The organism is Bradyrhizobium sp. CCBAU 45394 (assembly GCF_028128655.1).
GTDB classification, from domain to species: domain Bacteria; phylum Pseudomonadota; class Alphaproteobacteria; order Rhizobiales; family Xanthobacteraceae; genus Bradyrhizobium; species Bradyrhizobium diazoefficiens.
Map to the genome: position 1 here is coordinate 327,248 of NZ_LBIX01000174.1, position 14,629 is coordinate 341,876.

Sequence of the window (14,629 nt, forward strand, 5' to 3'; positions counted from 1 at the left end):
GATCGTGCTTTGAAGGAGTTATCCATGTTCGATCTGACTGGCAAAAAGGCGCTCGTCACCGGCGCGACCGGCGGTATCGGCGGCGCAATCGCGCAGGCGCTGCACGCGCAGGGCGCCACGGTCGCGATATCAGGAACGCGGAAGGAAGTGCTGGATGAGCTTGCCGGCAAGCTCGGCGAGCGCACCTTCGTGCTGCCCTGCAATCTCTCCAAGGCCGACGAGGTCGAGGCGCTGGTGCCTGCGGCGGAAGCCGCGATGGGCCAGGTCGACATCCTCGTCGCCAATGCCGGCATCACGCGCGACAATCTCTTCGTCCAGCTCCGCGACGAGGACTGGGACGAGGTCATCAACGTCAATTTGACCTCGACCTTCCGCCTGGCGCGCGCCGCCACCAAATTGATGATGCGCAAGCGCTTCGGCCGCATCATCGCCATCACCTCTGTGGTCGGCGTCACCGGCAATCCCGGGCAGGGCAACTACACGGCATCGAAGGCAGGCTTGATCGGCATGATCAAGACGCTGGGTGCCGAATACGCCAAGCGCGGCGTCACCGCCAACTGCATCGCGCCCGGCTTCATCAAGACGCCGATGACGGACGCGCTCAATGACAAGCAGCGCGAGACGATTCTGACCAAGGTTCCGGCGGCCCGGCTGGGGACGCCCGAGGACATCGCGGCGGCCGCCGTCTACCTGAGTTCAAACGAAGCGGCCTACGTCACCGGGCAAACCATCCATGTCAACGGCGGCATGGCCATGATCTGAAGTCCTCGTTCCGTGCCGCCCACATGGCGGTGCGGGATGCGGCAAACGGCCGTTTCCGATGCGAAATGAGGCTTGTAGTCAAGGCAGTTGAAGTATGGTAACCGGACCTTCAACGGATGGGCAAAGAACGCCATTGCAGGTTTTTGAAACCCTGTATATTGGCGATGCGGAGCCTTGGCCGTCGTTCGCCGGGCCCTGCATCGGTTAGGATGGGGCCAAATCAAAGTTCGTAAGCGAAGGCAGTCAACGACCACGACGGCTCGTATCGTCCCGGGGGGTCGGGTCTACAGGGAACAACACGAGGTTATGCAATGAGTGACATTGGCGAGCGGGTTAAGAAGATCGTGGTCGAACACCTTGGTGTTGAACCCGAGAAGGTTGTCGACGCTGCGAGCTTCATCGACGACCTCGGCGCCGACAGTCTGGACACCGTCGAGCTGGTGATGGCGTTCGAAGAAGAATTCGGTTGCGAGATTCCGGACGACGCCGCGGAGACGATTCTCACCGTCGGCGACGCCACGAAGTTTCTCGAGAAGAACGCGAAGAGCTAAGGCTCTTCAATTTTCGCGGGGACAACATTGAAACCGGACGGGCCGCTTCGCAGCGGTCAGCCGGTTTCTTGTTATTGGCCGTGAATCTTTCGATGCGGAGTTTGCGGATATGAGGCGGGTTGTCGTCACGGGTCTCGGCATGGTCTCGCCACTCGGCTGTGGCGTCGAGCCGACCTGGAAACGCATCCTCAACGGCGAAAGCGGTGCGCGCAGGATCGAGAGCTTCGATGTCTCCGATCTTCAGACTAAGATCGCCTGCACGGTGGTGCGCGGCGACGGGTCGAACGACACCTTCAATCCCGACAAGTGGATGGAGCCGAAGGACCAGCGCAAGGTCGACGACTTCATCATCTTCGGCATGGCCGCAGCCGGCCAGGCGCTCGACGATGCCAACTGGCATCCCGAAACCGAAGAGGACAAGTGTGCGACCGGCACCATGATCGGGTCCGGCATCGGCGGCCTTAACGGCATCGCGGAAACCGCCATCCTGCTGAAGGAGCGCGGACCGCGCCGGGTGTCGCCGTTCTTCATTCCAGGCCGCCTGATCAATCTCGCCTCCGGCTACGTCTCGATCGCGCACGGGCTGAAGGGGCCGAACCATTCGGTGGTCACGGCCTGCTCGACCGGCGCGCATGCGGTCGGCGATGCCGCCCGCCTGATCGCGCTGGGCGATGCCGACGTCATGGTCGCCGGCGGCGCTGAGTCGCCGATCAGCCGCATCGGCATTGCCGGCTTCAACGCCGCGCGCGCGCTCTCGACCGGTTTCAACGACACACCCGAGAAGGCCTCACGTCCCTACGACAAGGATCGCGACGGCTTCGTGATGGGCGAGGGCGCCGGCGTCCTCGTCCTGGAAGAACTCGAGCACGCGAGGCGGCGCGGCGCCAAGATCTATGCCGAGGTGATCGGATATGGTCTGTCGGGCGACGCCTATCACATCACGTCGCCGTCGCCCGACGGCGATGGCGGCTTCCGCAGCATGCAGGCCGCGCTCAAGCGCGCCGGCCTCACGGCGTCCGATCTCGACTACATCAACGCGCACGGCACCTCGACGCCGCTCGGTGACGAGATCGAGCTCGGCGCGGTCGAGCGTCTGCTCGGCAATGCCGCCTCCAAGGTCGCGATGTCCTCGACCAAATCGTCGACCGGCCATCTGCTCGGCGCGGCCGGTGCGATCGAGGCGATCTTCGCCATTCTCGCGATTCGCGATAATGTCGTGCCGCCGACTATCAACCTCGACAATCCGTCGGTCGAAACTGCGATCGATCTCGTGCCGCACACGGCGAAGAAGCGAGAGGTCAACGTCGCGTTGTCGAATTCTTTCGGTTTTGGCGGTACCAATGCGTCGGTGATCGTCCGCCGTTTGGCCAATTAGTTTGCGTTTGAAACGAATCCACCGTTTTGCCGTATTCGGCGATAGTCATGGTAGTGGGCGCGTGCATTTGGCAGGGCAAACGGTTGTCAGGCCGCGATTGAACCGGCAGGATTCAGGTTGCTTCGATGAGTGAAAGGCCGCCCATTTCGCCCCGGAGTCCGCGGGCAGCGCTCGAGCCCGAGCAGGTCCCGCCGCCGCCGAAGCGATCGGACCGCGCGCGCAATCCCTTCGTGATCGTCGGCAACGCCATCATCACGCTTCTCTTGATCTCCATGATCGGGGCGGGCGCCGTCTATTACTACGGCCGGCAGGTGCTCGAAGCGCCGGGTCCGCTCAAGGAAGACAAGATCGTCAACATCCCGCAGCGCGCCGGCAAGCGCGACATCGCCGAGACGCTGAACCGGGAAGGCGTGACCGACGTCAACCCGTGGGTGTTCATCGCAAGCGTGGCCGCGCTGAAGGCGAGCTCGGACCTCAAGCCCGGCGAGTATTCGTTCCAGAAGAACGCATCCCTGCGCGACGTCATCGCCACCATCGTCGAGGGCAAGGTGGTGCAGCATGCCGTCACGATTCCGGAAGGCCTGACCTCCGAGCAGATCGTGGCACGGCTCTCCGACAACGATATCTTCACCGGCAGCGTGCGCGAGCTGCCGCGCGAGGGCACGCTCTTGCCCGAGACCTACAAGTTCCCGCGCGGCACCACGCGCGAGCAGGTGATCCAGCGCATGCAGCAGGCGCACAAGCGCGTGCTGACCGAGATCTGGGAGCGTCGCAGCCAGGACATTCCGGTCAAGACTCCGGAGCAGCTGGTGACGCTGGCCTCGATCGTCGAGAAGGAGACCGGCAAGCCGGACGAGCGCAGCCGCGTTGCCGCCGTGTTCGTCAATCGCCTGAAGCAGAAGATCAAGCTCCAGTCCGATCCGACCATCATCTATGGCCTCGTCGGCGGCAAGGGCACCCTGGGCCGCCCGATCAAGCGCAGCGAGATCACGCAGCCCTCGCCCTACAACACCTATGTGATCGAAGGCCTGCCGCCGGGCCCGATCTCCAATCCCGGCCGCGCCTCGCTCGAAGCCGCCGCCAACCCGGCCCGCACCCGCGACCTCTATTTCGTCGCCGACGGCACCGGCGGGCATGCCTTCACCGAGACCTACGACGCGCACCAGAAAAACGTCGCCAAGCTGCGCGCGATGGAGAAGCAGATCCAGAACGACACGGTCGAGCCGGCCGAGGACGCGCAGCCGCCGGCGGCGGCAGCGCCCGGCGCTGCCGACACGCCGACCGCGACCACGCCGGCACGGCCGAACCAGCAGAAGAAGCCGCCGGCTGCTCCTCGCCCCGCTGGTCCCGCCCCTGCCCGGCAGGGCGCGGTGCAGCCCTCGTCGCCGGTGATCCAGCGCTAGGCCCGCGCAGACCTGCCTACGGGACTTTGCGGATTCCACTTTCCGGCAAAATAGTCTTAAGATTCGCGTGCCTTGATGGCCTCGCGAATCCTGTGTTTCTGGAGAATTTGACCTGATGGCGCTGTCGTCCATGACCGGCTTTGCCCGAAGCCACGGCGCTAGCGGGCCGTACACGTTCGAATGGGAATTGAAGTCGGTCAACGCCAAGGGCTTTGACCTCAGGGTGCGGCTGCCGCAGGGGTTCGACGAGCTCGAGGCCCACGCCAAGAAGCGCGCCGGCGAGCTTTTGTCGCGCGGCACCGTCTACGCCAATCTCAACGTCAAGCGCGCCAATGCCGCCGCCTCCGTCCGTGTCAACGAGGACGTGCTCAACGCCGTCCTGAAGGCCGCCTCGATGATCGCCGGAAAGGTCGATGCGGTGGCACCGAGCGTCGACGGCCTGCTCGCCATTAAGGGCGTCGTCGAGGTCGCCGAGCCCGAGGGCGACGAGGAGGAGGACAAGGCGGCGCGCGCCGCGGCAGCGGAGGCCTTCGACAAGGCGCTCGCCGATCTCGTCGAGATGCGCAAGCGCGAGGGGACCTCGCTCGGGCAGATCCTGACCCAGCGGGTGGACGAGGTCGAGCAACTGGCGAAGAAGGCCGAAGCCGCACCCGGCCGCAAGCCGGAGGCGATCAAGGCCAGGCTCGCCGAGCAGATCGCAACGCTGCTCGACACCTCCGACCGTTTCGATCCCGACCGCCTGATGCAGGAGGCGATCCTGATCGCGACCAGGGCCGACATCCGCGAGGAGCTCGACCGTATCGCCTCGCATATCGCGCAGGCGCGCGAGCTGATCGGCAAGGGCGGCCCGATCGGGCGCAAGCTCGACTTCCTGGCGCAGGAGTTTCACCGCGAGGTCAATACCTGCTGCTCGAAGTCGAACGACATCGAGCTGACCAATACGGGGCTCGCCATGAAAAACGTGGTCGAGCAATTTCGCGAGCAGGTCCAGAATCTGGAGTGATCGATGACGACGGGCGGTCACGGAACTGACGGTGTCGAGCGGCGTGGATTGATGTTCGTGCTGTCCTCGCCGTCGGGCGCAGGCAAAACGACGCTGTCGCGCTTGTTGATCGAGCGGATGCCGGGCCTGCGAATGTCAGTCTCGGCGACCACGCGGCCGATGCGGCCCGGCGAGGTCGACGGCCGCGACTATCTGTTCGTCGACAAGCCCCGCTTCGAGGCGATGGTGAGGGACGACGAGCTGCTGGAATGGGCGACCGTGTTCGACAACCGCTACGGCACGCCGCGCGCGCCGGTCGAGGCGGCGCTGTCGGCCGGGCAGGACGTGCTGTTCGATATCGACTGGCAGGGCACGCAGCAGCTGCGCGAGAAGGCGCGTGCCGACGTCGTCAGCGTGTTCATCCTGCCGCCGTCAGCCGGCGATCTCGAGAAGCGGCTGCATTCGCGCGCGCAGGATTCCGACGAGGTGATCCGCAAGCGCATGAGCCGCGCCAGCCACGAGATGAGCCACTGGGCCGAGTACGACTACATCGTGATCAACCACGACGTCGACGAAGCCTTTGCCGAGGTGCAATCGATCCTGAAGGCCGAGCGCCTCAAGCGCGAGCGGCGGATTGGCCTCGTTGGTTTCGTGCGAGGTTTGCAAGGCCAGCTGCAGGGTTAGAGCCAGGGCCAGGCTGCCTCAGCCGCGGCCCTTCCTGCGCCAGCCGTTCCAGCATCGCGGTGATGATGTCGACGTCGACCGCATCCTCATCGCGACCAGCCGGCTTTTCATCGCTGTCGGCCCGGTCCGCGGCTAACCGGGGTGAACTGGCCTCGATCTCGAATTCCCTGTCGAATACCGCGATCTCGGGCTCGCCGGATTCCGCGACTTCGACGATGCCAGCCGGCTCGTGCGCTTCGATCACATCGATCTCGCGGTCGATCGCGGCGAGCTGTGCCGCCTGCGGGCGTGCGGCATCGAAGTCGATCGGGCGCGGCGGCTGCGCGCGCGGCGTGACGGCCGGCATCGCCTTGAGCCAGGGCGCGCGGCTCTCGTCCTGGTCCTGCGGCTCCCAATCGTCCCAATTCACGCGGCGGTGGTCGCTCGCCTTGACGCGGGAGCGCGCACCGGCGAGGCGGTAGATGACGCTGGCGAGGATGCCGGCGATCGCCAAAGCGCCGCCGATCACGAGCAGGAGCATCTGGAGCGAGCCGGTCGGCTTGTCGGCGGGAATTTCGGCCGCGGCGAGCGCCACCGGGGCGTTGGCCTTTGCCGGCGTCGCGCCCGGCTGCGTTGCGGGTGCGGGAGCAGCGGAACTCGCGGAAGCATCGGGCCAGCGCGCGGCAACGGCGGGCTGCTGCGCGTTGTTGTCGGCGATGGCGCCCGGCGGCTGTTGCATGACCTGTGGCGCGCTCGTTGCGGCCGGCGCAGGTGCGGTCATGTTCGGCGAGCCCGGCGCGGCACCAGTCTGCGGTGCAATGTATTCCGCGCGCGCATTCTGCACCGACGGCGGCGCTGCTGAATCTGCGTTTGGCGTGTCGGCCGTCGCTTGCGCGCTCGGCGTCGCCTTGCCGCCTTCGGCACGCAGGTACCAGCACTGCCGCTTGGTCGCGCGATCGAGGCGATAGTGCCAGTGCTGTCCCTGCGGCGCGGTGCTTTTCGGCGAGGTGAGGCAGTCGGCGGCCGCATTGGCCGTGCTCGACGTGCTCGGCGCGTTCTGCGACACCGCAGCGAGGGGGGCGCCGGCAATGATACTGCCAACAAGCGCTGATATGAATTTCGCGGTGCGGTTGCCCATCCTGGTCTCCCGGTTACGCATGACGCAACTCTTAACCTTCCCTTTCTCTTCAAAGAGTTGGGTGGCAATGAGCCGCAAATCCGGAGAGGATGTGGCTTGAATCGGGCCTGCGCGGCGATCGTTCCGCCGCGAAATCAGGCATTTTCGACCATTATTGTTTGGTCGAGGTCCATGTTCCCGAGCAGCCGTCGGAGCGGCGGAAGGTTCCGGAACCGCTGCGCCCCGAAAGGCGGCCGGCGCCCGTGAAGGTCACGCCATTGCCCGCGCCGGAGGTATGAACCGCGCCGCTCGCGCTGACGCTGCCGCTGACGCCCTCGCCGATGACCCGGCCCGAGCTCACGACCACCGCGCCGGAGGTCGAACCGCCGCAGCCGACGCTGAGGACGACCCAGGCGCCGTCGAAACCGCCGCCACCACCGCCGCCGCTTCTCCGCGGCGCCGAGCGTTCCTCGGCCGCCGGCTTGCTCCGGCGCGCGGAGGGCGCGGGCTCGGCCGAGCGGCCTGAAGAAGGATCCTGGCGCGAGCCGGACAGCGATTTCTCGTCATTGCCGATCGAGCCACCGGCGCTGCCGGATTGCGCGAAGGCGGACGACGAGGCGAGGGCGAGGAGGGAGGCGAGAGCGAACGTGCGGGCAGTGGCGTTGGGCATGGGCAAATAATCCAAAATGAAAATCGTATCAGCGGCCGGAGCCGTCGGCGCAGACGGATCCGATAATGCGGCAAGCCTTGCCAGCCTTGCCGCATTCGTCAAGCGCGGCATCCCTGGCGCGCTGGACGCCCTCGCGCTGGACCAGCGACCAGGATTTGTCGGAGATCGCGAAGACGCCGCAGCCCTTGCCATAGAAGGAAAGCTCGATCGGACATTTGGCGCCGGCGCAGTTGCCGCGCGCATCCGCGACCGCCGCGCGCCGCGAGGCGTGGTTCCACGACATGCCCCATTTGCTGCCGTCGGGGCCGTAAACGATCGAGCCCCATGGCTTCAGATCGTCCATCTTGCGCATCCGCAGCAGCAGGCCTTCGGTCGCCTCTCCGGTCGGCGCCATGGATATCCGCTGCTGAAGCTTCGTGATGGAGCGAGTAAGGCCGTCGGGTGTGTCAGGATCGAAATTGAGCTCGTAGAGCCGTTCGCTGAGTTCGCTGAGCAATGCGGCATCGCGTAGGGGGACGCGGTCAGGATCGGCGCGCAGGCGATCCGCCGGCAGCGGATCGGGCTGCATCGCCGCGACCTGCGGCGGTGCCGTCTGCGTCGGCGGCACGAAATAGAAGGTGCCGTCGATCGGCGAGGACGACACCCAGGGCTGCTGCGCGCCCGATGTGGCGCGCTTCACGGCGAGGCCGACCTGGTTGAAGGTCTGGAATACGTCGAGACCTGCGGTCCGGATCGTCGTCGCCAGCGCCTTGGTGTAGGGGCTATGGCCGTCGCTGCCGTCCTGGGCGACGTTGCCGGGTTGCGTCGCATAGGAGATCAGCGTGCCCTCGGGTGCGCGCATTTGCGCAAGGCCGCCGTCGGAGGAACGCAAGCCGCGCGAGCCGAACGGGTTGTTGCGGCAGGCGTCGAGGATGACAAGGTTGAGCCGCGTGCCGGACCCCTGCATCTGGCGCAGCACGAGATTGACGTCGGTCATCTGGAAGTCGACGTCGGCCTCGCGCGTCGGATTGGCGCCGACCGGCACGAGATAGTTGGAGCCGGCGACCTGGACACCGTGGCCGGCATAGTAGAACAGCGCGACGTCGGCGCCTTGCACCTGCCGGCCGAAGCTCTGCACCGCGATGTCCATCGCGCCCTTGTCGAGATCGAGCTGGGCGCGGCCGCCGACCAGTGTGAAGCCGAGCGTGCCGAGCGTCTCCGCCATCAGGCTGGCGTCCTTGGACGGGTTGTCGAGCGGCGTGATGTTCTTGTAGGCGGAGTTGCCGACGACGAGCGCGATGCGCTTATCGGCGGATGCAGGCGTTGCCGCGGCGACGAGCAGCGCTGTGGCGAGTGCCGCCAGCCCCACAACGCGATTGAAAATCCTCGCGCGCATAAAAATTCCCCAAAGCAATGGCGCCAATGTACCAGCTAGGTGCGCGGGCGAAAAGCGGTGCGACATTCTGTGCGGCCACGGGCCCGTCCGCATCGTGCCGGGAAAGAGGCGCGGCTGTGCGTTCCCGCGGCAGGTCTTGCCCGAGCCTTGCTTCCGTTCGCCGCCCGATGGAGGCCAAAGGGCGCAGGGAAGGCCGGGCGCCGGCGGCACCCGCACGTCCGTGCGCGATAGAAGTGCACACGGTTTGGACCACAGGTGATGCCGGTCGCCCGGCCTTCCCTGCGCGGATGGTTTTAACGGTGTCCTTCGTGCTCTCCCCGGGGAGCGATGCACTATTGCCCCCGTCGCCCTGCCGATCGCTGATACGCGCGCCCGGTCGGGCCGCCACATCACCGCAGGACTTGACGCACAGACCCCGGGCGTCAGGACCACGCGACTTCTCCGTCCGCGGACGGCCACGCCTGGTCATGCGCGTCATTCCGGGGCGCCCTGGAAGGGCGAGCCCGGAATCCATCGCACGGCAGAACGCGTAGCCCGATGGATTCCGGGCCTGCTTGCTGCGCGCGCATCCCGGAATGACGGAGCGGGAGGTGATTTCCTGGAAATTGCGAAGCCTATTTCCAGACGCGCGCCAATTTCAGCGCCAGCAACCCCAGCGCGGCGCTGATGAGGCCCACCAACGCGTAGGATTGCGCGAAGACGCCGGTCTGAACAAAGACTTGCGCCGCGATAGCGAAGCAAACAGCCGCGAGCAGCAGGCAAGCGCAGCCGACGATGATCGACAGATAGCGTATCGCGACTGCGACTGGCCTTGCGGGCGATGCGGGATCGTTCATGCGGAATGACAACAGTGCAGCCGACGGCGGGTTCCTCCGTTGCTGCGCGCGAGCATCAATCGCGTGCGCAGCAATCGACGAGCGCGCGCCAGATGCGCTGGATTTCGACCGTCCTCTGAAGCTCCAGGACGTGGTTCTCGCTCGTTGGGGAGGATGGCGTCTCAGGGCGGGGTTCGCGCGGCACGATCCAGCGTTCGGATATCGGATCGTACCACTTGCCGAGACTGACCACGTTCGTCTCTCCTCGTTTTACCCCCCGGTGTATCGCTTATCCCTTGCGCCTGTTGCTTGTGTTCTGGGTGAGATTGCCGTGCGCCGCCTGCTCGCGAATATTCTGCTTCTCGTCGTCGCGGTGGCCCTTGGTGGTGTCGACCGGGACCGACGGCGCGCTGCCGGCGCCCTTGTGGCTCTGATTTTCTTCAGGAACAGGTTGCACTGTCTTCGTCAGCGGTTTTGTCATCCGCTCTGACTCCGTCGTTGCCTTCACGAGAGACAAACGCGCCCGAGGCGCGCGACGTTCCAAGGTCAGGCCGAAGTGATCGGCCGGCGATCGGCATGATGGTGTCGCGAGGCGGAGCTTCCTGGCTTCATCGAAGGGGCAGGCATTGGGCTCGATTGGGGGCGCATTTTCCGGAACGGGGCCCGACGGTATCGCCTGCCGCCCATCACCCGAAGCGGGCTTCCTGCGACGGCCGGCGCTTCGCCGCGTGGGCACGCCAGGTATCGATCGCTCTGTTCGCGAGCATCAACTGCCGGCGTTCACCGGTTCTGAGCTGGGCTTCGATGGCGTCGAGAAGGACGTTCGCTGTCTCGTCCGGAGGGCCGAGCTCTCCGCTCTGCTCCAGGAAGCTCCAGGCGATGAAGAATGCGCTCTCGACGGTGCAGCGAATGGACATACTCTGCCAACGCGGCGTGGCCGCAGCCGTTCCGCGCGGCGGGCGAAACTTGCGTCCGGCCGCCGCGGGCGGTGTCAGTTCTTCAGCACGATGCGGCCGACGACCTTGCCGGCGCGCAATTCGTCGATCCATTTCTGGACGTCGCCCATCGGCTCCTCGCGCATCGGCGTCGGCTTGATCTTGCCGGCGCGGGCGAGTGCCATCAGCTCCTTGGCCTCCGCAAGCGTGCCGACCATGAAGCCTTCGATGGTCATGCGCTTGTAGACCCATTGCACCATGGGCAGCGTGAACTGGCCGCCCATCAGGCCGGAGACCACGATCTTGCCGCCGCGCGCGGCGACCGCGACCGCAAACGCCATCGACTTCTCGTTGCCGGCGAAATCGACGATCTCGTCAAAACCGCCTTCGGTCTCCTTGAGGATGCGCTTGATCACGTCGGGCTCGGCCGGATCGTAGGCGTTGGCTGCGCCGTTCTTCAGTGCGGTGTCGCGCGCGGCCGGCGAGAGATCGGCGACCGTGATCGGCTGCTTGAACATCGCCTGCGCGAACGACAGGCCCATCATGCCGACGCCGCCGAGGCCGATCAGCAGCAGGTTGCGCTGGCGCGGACGGTCGACCAGGCGCTTGAGCGCGCCGTAGGCGGTGACGCCGGAGCACATCAGCGTCGCGGCCTGGTTGACGGGCAGGGGATCGTAGTCGAGCAGATATTTCGCGTCGGGCACAAGCACATGGGTGGCGAAACCGCCGTCGATGGAGACGCCGAGGAAGCGCTGCTTGACGCAGAGGTTCTCGTCGCCATTGGCGCAGTCGCGGCACTGGCCGCAGCCGATCCACGGAAACACCGCCTTCTTGCTGCCGACGAGGCCGCCCGGAACGTCGGGGCCGACTTCATCGACGACGCCGGCGATCTCGTGGCCGAGCGTGAAGGGCAGCGTCATGCCGCGCGTGGTGTCGAGCTTCTTGCCGCCGCCGAGATCGGCATAGCCGTCCTGGATGTGCAGATCCGAATGGCAAAGGCCGCAGCGCTCGATGCGCACCAGCACCTCGGCGCCTTTCGGCTTTGGCGTGTCGACGATGGTCTCGCACAAGGGCGCATCGAACTTGACCAGCGACTGCCGACGCATCAACGCCATTTTCTTTCCTCCGGAATTTCTGTCTTAGCCTTCGCTGCGTATATCCGCCAATTCACGCGCCATGGCAACAAAGCCGGATATCGGAATGGTCTCGGCGCGCCGCGTCGCATCGACGCCGGCGGCCTGCGCAAGCCGCGCCGGATCGACGCCGAGCGATTTCAGGCTTTGCCGCAGCATCTTGCGGCGCTGGCCGAACGCGGCCGCCGCGACCTGCTCGAGCATTTTTCGATCGCATGGCAAGGGCTCGGCGCGCGGCACCAGGCGCACGACGGAGGAGGTGACCTTCGGCGGCGGCACGAAGGCGGACGGCGCGATGTCGAACAGGATCTTCGTCTCGCAGCGCCAGTTGGCGAGCACGCCGAGGCGGCCATAGGCTTCCTCGTCCTCGCGCGCCACGATGCGCTCGCCGACCTCGCGCTGGAACATCAGGACCATCATGTCGTACCAGGGCGGCCATGGTTCGGTGGTGAGCCAGTTGATCAGAAGCTGAGTCGCGATGTTGTAGGGCAGGTTGGCGACGATCTTTGCGCTTTCGCCATTGAGCCGCGGACGCGGGTCGAAGGTCATGGCATCGCCGTGGACGATCTCGAGCCGGCCGGGATAGCGCGCGGAAATATCTTGCAGGGCGGGGATCGCGCGCTCGTCATGCTCGATGGCGACGACGCGCCTGGCGCCGAGCGCAAGCAGCGCGCGGGTTAGTCCTCCCGGGCCCGGGCCGATCTCGACGATGGTGGAGTTGTCCAGTGGCGCCGCCGCGCGCGCGATGCGCGCGGTGAGGTTGAGATCGAGCAGGAAATTCTGGCCGAGCGATTTGCGGGCCGACAGCGCGTGCTGGCGAATGACCTCGCGCAGCGGCGGGAGGTCGTCGATCGCGCTCATCAGGTCTTGGCAGCCGCCATGCGGCTGGCGAGCTCAAGCGCTGCGATCAGGCTCGCCGGATTGGCTTTGCCGGTGCCGGCGATGTCGAAGGCGGTGCCGTGATCGGGCGAGGTACGGATGAAGGGCAGGCCGAGCGTGACGTTGACGGCGTCGTCGAAGGCGACCGTCTTGATCGGGATCAGCGCCTGGTCGTGATACATGCAGACCGCGCAGTCATAGAGGCTGCGCGCGGCCTCGTGGAACATGGTGTCGGCGGGCAGCGGCCCCCTGGCGTCGATGCCGTCGTTGCGCAATGTCTTGAGCGCAGGCGCGATGATGGTCTGCTCCTCGTGGCCGAGCGAGCCGTCCTCGCCGGCGTGCGGATTGAGTCCGGAGACCGCGATACGCGGCCGCGCGATGCCGAAGCGGGATTTCAGTTCGGTCGCGACGATGCGCACGGTCGAGACGATCAATTCGCTCGTGAGCTGGGACAGCGCATCGCGCAAGGAGACGTGGATGGTCACGGGCACCACGGCGAGCCGCGGCGACCACAGCATCATCACCGGCTGCGGCACGCGGCCGTCCTCTGCGGCGAGCTCGGCGAGGAATTCGGTGTGGCCGGGATGGCGGAAGCCCGCGCGGTAGAGCACGCTCTTGGCGATCGGATTGGTGACGACGGCGCCGGCGCGGCCGGCCCGGACATCGGCCACCGCCTGGCGGATCGAGGCGAGCGCAGCCGGCGCGCTCGAGGCGTCGGGCTGGCCGGGTTCGGCCGTGGCGCGCTCGCCGGTCGCAACCACCGGCAGGGCTTCGGTGAAGGCGGCCGCGGCTTCGTGTGCGCTCACGGAGGCGATCCGGATCTCGGCGCCGAGCGCCTTACCCAGGGTCTTGTCCAGTGTCTTGGCGCGCCGCGCGATCAGCGCCTCGTCGCCGAGCAGGTAGAAGGCGGGCAGGTTCAGCTCGCGGCGCCGGAGCCAGGCTGCGATCGTGATGTCGGGGCCGATGCCGGCAGGCTCTCCCAGGGTCAGGGCGAGGGGCTTTGCTGCGTGGTTGGCCATCAGCGGTTGCGATATTCGATCATCGCCGCCTTGCGGAGCTCGTCGAGATAGGCCTTCTGGGTCTTCTCGTACTTCTCCTGATACATCTTCTCGCGGACCTCGCGCTTCTTCGGCGTGTCGATCATGGTCGGCTTGCGCGAGCAGAGCACCACCATCTCGATGCCCGCCTTGGTCACCTCCGGCGCGGTCAGATGGCCGATCGGCGTGTCGTCGAGCACCTTGCGCAGCGCCTCGGGCAGCTCCGCGGTCGTCTTGGTGACGCTCTCGCGGATGGTGGCGTTCGGCGTCGAGCGGAACAGCGAATTGGCCTCCTCGCAGCTCGCAACGCGCGAGCGATATTGTTCGGCTTCCTTCATCCGCGTTTCCTGAAAGGCCGGAGACGAGCCGCGCGGCACGATCAGCACGATCGGCTGCATCTTGTATTCGGTGCCCTCGATCTGCAGCTTGTCGCCGGCCTGGGCCTGCACCGCCTGCGCGACGTCGCGCTCGCCGACCATCAGCTTCTCCTTGAAGCGGCCGCGCACGAGGCTGGTCCAGACCATCTCCGACTTCATGCGGGCCTTCAACGTCTCCGGGCGGACGCCCTTGACCTCGAGCGACTTGGTCAGCTGATCCGTCGTGATGCGCATGCGCTGCGCCATGCCCTCGAAGGACTGGTTGATGTCGGAGACGCCGGGATCGACGCCGTACTTCTTGCCTTCCTTCAGCTTCACCCTGTCGTCGATCAGCTCGTTGATGACCTCCTGCCGGCTAGGGGTCTTCTGCGTCGTCAGCAGGTCGAGCTTGGAGCGCTGGTCGATGTCGAAATCGGTGATCGGATCGCCGTTGACCATGACGACGATGTTCTGCGCGCGCGACGGCGTGCCGGCCAGAAACAGGGCGGCGAGGACGAGGAGGAGGCGGAACAAAGGCAAGGCAGTCGTCATGGATCTCGCTCGCATGTCAGCCGC

17 protein-coding genes are annotated in these 14,629 nt (G+C 66.1%); 6 read left to right on the forward strand and 11 right to left on the reverse strand.

The genetic code is table 11. The annotated features are described in order from the left end of the window. The first annotated feature begins 24 nt into the window (after positions 1-24). The 6 genes from fabG to gmk all read left to right on the forward strand — a co-directional run bounded on the left by fabG (position 25) and on the right by gmk (position 5,757). Positions 25-762, forward strand: a complete 738-nt coding sequence (gene fabG, locus WN73_RS34850; RefSeq protein ID WP_011086858.1) for a 3-oxoacyl-[acyl-carrier-protein] reductase — start codon at positions 25-27, stop codon at positions 760-762. A 311-nt stretch (positions 763-1,073) separates the two neighbouring features. Further along, positions 1,074-1,313: an acyl carrier protein gene (locus tag WN73_RS34855; protein WP_008130699.1), complete on the forward strand. Its 240-nt coding sequence runs from the start codon at positions 1,074-1,076 to the stop codon at positions 1,311-1,313. A 109-nt stretch (positions 1,314-1,422) separates the two neighbouring features. Further along, a complete protein-coding gene (gene fabF, locus WN73_RS34860) occupies positions 1,423-2,688 on the forward strand; it encodes a beta-ketoacyl-ACP synthase II (protein ID WP_110116071.1) in 1,266 nt (421 codons plus the stop codon). 125 nt (positions 2,689-2,813) lie between these two features. Next, positions 2,814-4,091: an endolytic transglycosylase MltG gene (gene mltG, locus WN73_RS34865; RefSeq protein ID WP_028171086.1), complete on the forward strand. Its 1,278-nt coding sequence runs from the start codon at positions 2,814-2,816 to the stop codon at positions 4,089-4,091. 115 nt (positions 4,092-4,206) lie between these two features. Further along, positions 4,207-5,094 (forward strand): YicC/YloC family endoribonuclease, encoded by an 888-nt coding sequence (locus WN73_RS34870; protein WP_028171087.1) that lies wholly within the window; start codon positions 4,207-4,209, stop codon positions 5,092-5,094. A 3-nt stretch (positions 5,095-5,097) separates the two neighbouring features. Continuing rightward, on the forward strand, positions 5,098-5,757 hold the full coding sequence (gmk, locus tag WN73_RS34875) for a guanylate kinase (RefSeq protein ID WP_011086862.1): 660 nt from the start codon (positions 5,098-5,100) through the stop codon (positions 5,755-5,757). On the opposite strand, the gene WN73_RS34880 is transcribed toward gmk, so the two are convergent. From WN73_RS34880 to WN73_RS34930, 11 genes are all read right to left on the reverse strand, one after another. Continuing rightward, on the reverse strand, positions 5,690-6,895 hold the full coding sequence (locus WN73_RS34880; protein ID WP_271556783.1) for a hypothetical protein: 1,206 nt from the start codon (positions 6,893-6,895) through the stop codon (positions 5,690-5,692). The genes gmk and WN73_RS34880 overlap by 68 nt on opposite strands. Positions 6,896-7,025: 130 nt before the next feature. Next, entirely contained in the window at positions 7,026-7,523 is a 498-nt protein-coding gene (locus WN73_RS34885) for a hypothetical protein (RefSeq protein WP_060913066.1), read from the reverse strand. Between the two features lie 28 nt (positions 7,524-7,551). Beyond that, the gene (locus WN73_RS34890; RefSeq protein WP_271556784.1) at positions 7,552-8,898 is read right to left on the reverse strand and encodes a caspase family protein; all 1,347 of its coding nucleotides are present in this window, start codon (positions 8,896-8,898) and stop codon (positions 7,552-7,554) included. 614 nt (positions 8,899-9,512) lie between these two features. Further along, on the reverse strand, positions 9,513-9,734 hold the full coding sequence (locus tag WN73_RS34895) for a hypothetical protein (RefSeq protein WP_271556785.1): 222 nt from the start codon (positions 9,732-9,734) through the stop codon (positions 9,513-9,515). A 55-nt stretch (positions 9,735-9,789) separates the two neighbouring features. Continuing rightward, the gene (locus WN73_RS34900; RefSeq protein WP_202633022.1) at positions 9,790-9,966 is read right to left on the reverse strand and encodes a hypothetical protein; all 177 of its coding nucleotides are present in this window, start codon (positions 9,964-9,966) and stop codon (positions 9,790-9,792) included. Positions 9,967-10,002: 36 nt separating this feature from the next. Beyond that, a complete protein-coding gene (locus WN73_RS34905) occupies positions 10,003-10,194 on the reverse strand; it encodes a hypothetical protein (protein ID WP_271556786.1) in 192 nt (63 codons plus the stop codon). Positions 10,195-10,399: 205 nt separating this feature from the next. After that, a complete protein-coding gene (locus WN73_RS34910; protein ID WP_028171091.1) occupies positions 10,400-10,630 on the reverse strand; it encodes a hypothetical protein in 231 nt (76 codons plus the stop codon). 74 nt (positions 10,631-10,704) lie between these two features. After that, the gene (locus tag WN73_RS34915; protein ID WP_110116073.1) at positions 10,705-11,763 is read right to left on the reverse strand and encodes an alcohol dehydrogenase; all 1,059 of its coding nucleotides are present in this window, start codon (positions 11,761-11,763) and stop codon (positions 10,705-10,707) included. A gap of 24 nt (positions 11,764-11,787) precedes the next feature. After that, positions 11,788-12,642 (reverse strand): 16S rRNA (adenine(1518)-N(6)/adenine(1519)-N(6))-dimethyltransferase RsmA, encoded by an 855-nt coding sequence (gene rsmA, locus WN73_RS34920; RefSeq protein WP_271556787.1) that lies wholly within the window; start codon positions 12,640-12,642, stop codon positions 11,788-11,790. Continuing rightward, positions 12,642-13,679 (reverse strand): 4-hydroxythreonine-4-phosphate dehydrogenase PdxA, encoded by a 1,038-nt coding sequence (pdxA, locus tag WN73_RS34925; RefSeq protein ID WP_271556788.1) that lies wholly within the window; start codon positions 13,677-13,679, stop codon positions 12,642-12,644. Before pdxA ends, rsmA begins: the two co-directional genes overlap by 1 nt. Then, complete coding sequence (locus tag WN73_RS34930) at positions 13,679-14,605, reverse strand: SurA N-terminal domain-containing protein (RefSeq protein WP_028171094.1); 927 nt, start codon at positions 14,603-14,605, stop codon at positions 13,679-13,681. The genes pdxA and WN73_RS34930 overlap by 1 nt, the downstream gene beginning before the upstream one ends. Positions 14,606-14,629: the final 24 nt, after the last annotated feature.

What these genes read in the sequence shown, in the direction of transcription:
- WN73_RS34880 (WP_271556783.1), bottom strand. Translation starts at nt 6,895, where the DNA reads ATGCGTAACCGGGAGACCAGGATGGGCAACCGCACCGCGAAATTCATA.
- WN73_RS34890 (WP_271556784.1), bottom strand. Translation starts at nt 8,898, where the DNA reads ATGCGCGCGAGGATTTTCAATCGCGTTGTGGGGCTGGCGGCACTCGCC.
- WN73_RS34905 (WP_271556786.1), bottom strand. Translation starts at nt 10,194, where the DNA reads ATGACAAAACCGCTGACGAAGACAGTGCAACCTGTTCCTGAAGAAAAT.
- fabG (WP_011086858.1), top strand. Translation starts at nt 25, where the DNA reads ATGTTCGATCTGACTGGCAAAAAGGCGCTCGTCACCGGCGCGACCGGC.
- rsmA (WP_271556787.1), bottom strand. Translation starts at nt 12,642, where the DNA reads ATGAGCGCGATCGACGACCTCCCGCCGCTGCGCGAGGTCATTCGCCAG.
- WN73_RS34855 (WP_008130699.1), top strand. Translation starts at nt 1,074, where the DNA reads ATGAGTGACATTGGCGAGCGGGTTAAGAAGATCGTGGTCGAACACCTT.
- gmk (WP_011086862.1), top strand. Translation starts at nt 5,098, where the DNA reads ATGACGACGGGCGGTCACGGAACTGACGGTGTCGAGCGGCGTGGATTG.
- mltG (WP_028171086.1), top strand. Translation starts at nt 2,814, where the DNA reads ATGAGTGAAAGGCCGCCCATTTCGCCCCGGAGTCCGCGGGCAGCGCTC.
- WN73_RS34870 (WP_028171087.1), top strand. Translation starts at nt 4,207, where the DNA reads ATGGCGCTGTCGTCCATGACCGGCTTTGCCCGAAGCCACGGCGCTAGC.
- WN73_RS34885 (WP_060913066.1), bottom strand. Translation starts at nt 7,523, where the DNA reads ATGCCCAACGCCACTGCCCGCACGTTCGCTCTCGCCTCCCTCCTCGCC.
- WN73_RS34895 (WP_271556785.1), bottom strand. Translation starts at nt 9,734, where the DNA reads ATGAACGATCCCGCATCGCCCGCAAGGCCAGTCGCAGTCGCGATACGC.
- WN73_RS34915 (WP_110116073.1), bottom strand. Translation starts at nt 11,763, where the DNA reads ATGGCGTTGATGCGTCGGCAGTCGCTGGTCAAGTTCGATGCGCCCTTG.
- WN73_RS34930 (WP_028171094.1), bottom strand. Translation starts at nt 14,605, where the DNA reads ATGACGACTGCCTTGCCTTTGTTCCGCCTCCTCCTCGTCCTCGCCGCC.
- pdxA (WP_271556788.1), bottom strand. Translation starts at nt 13,679, where the DNA reads ATGGCCAACCACGCAGCAAAGCCCCTCGCCCTGACCCTGGGAGAGCCT.
- WN73_RS34910 (WP_028171091.1), bottom strand. Translation starts at nt 10,630, where the DNA reads ATGTCCATTCGCTGCACCGTCGAGAGCGCATTCTTCATCGCCTGGAGC.
- fabF (WP_110116071.1), top strand. Translation starts at nt 1,423, where the DNA reads ATGAGGCGGGTTGTCGTCACGGGTCTCGGCATGGTCTCGCCACTCGGC.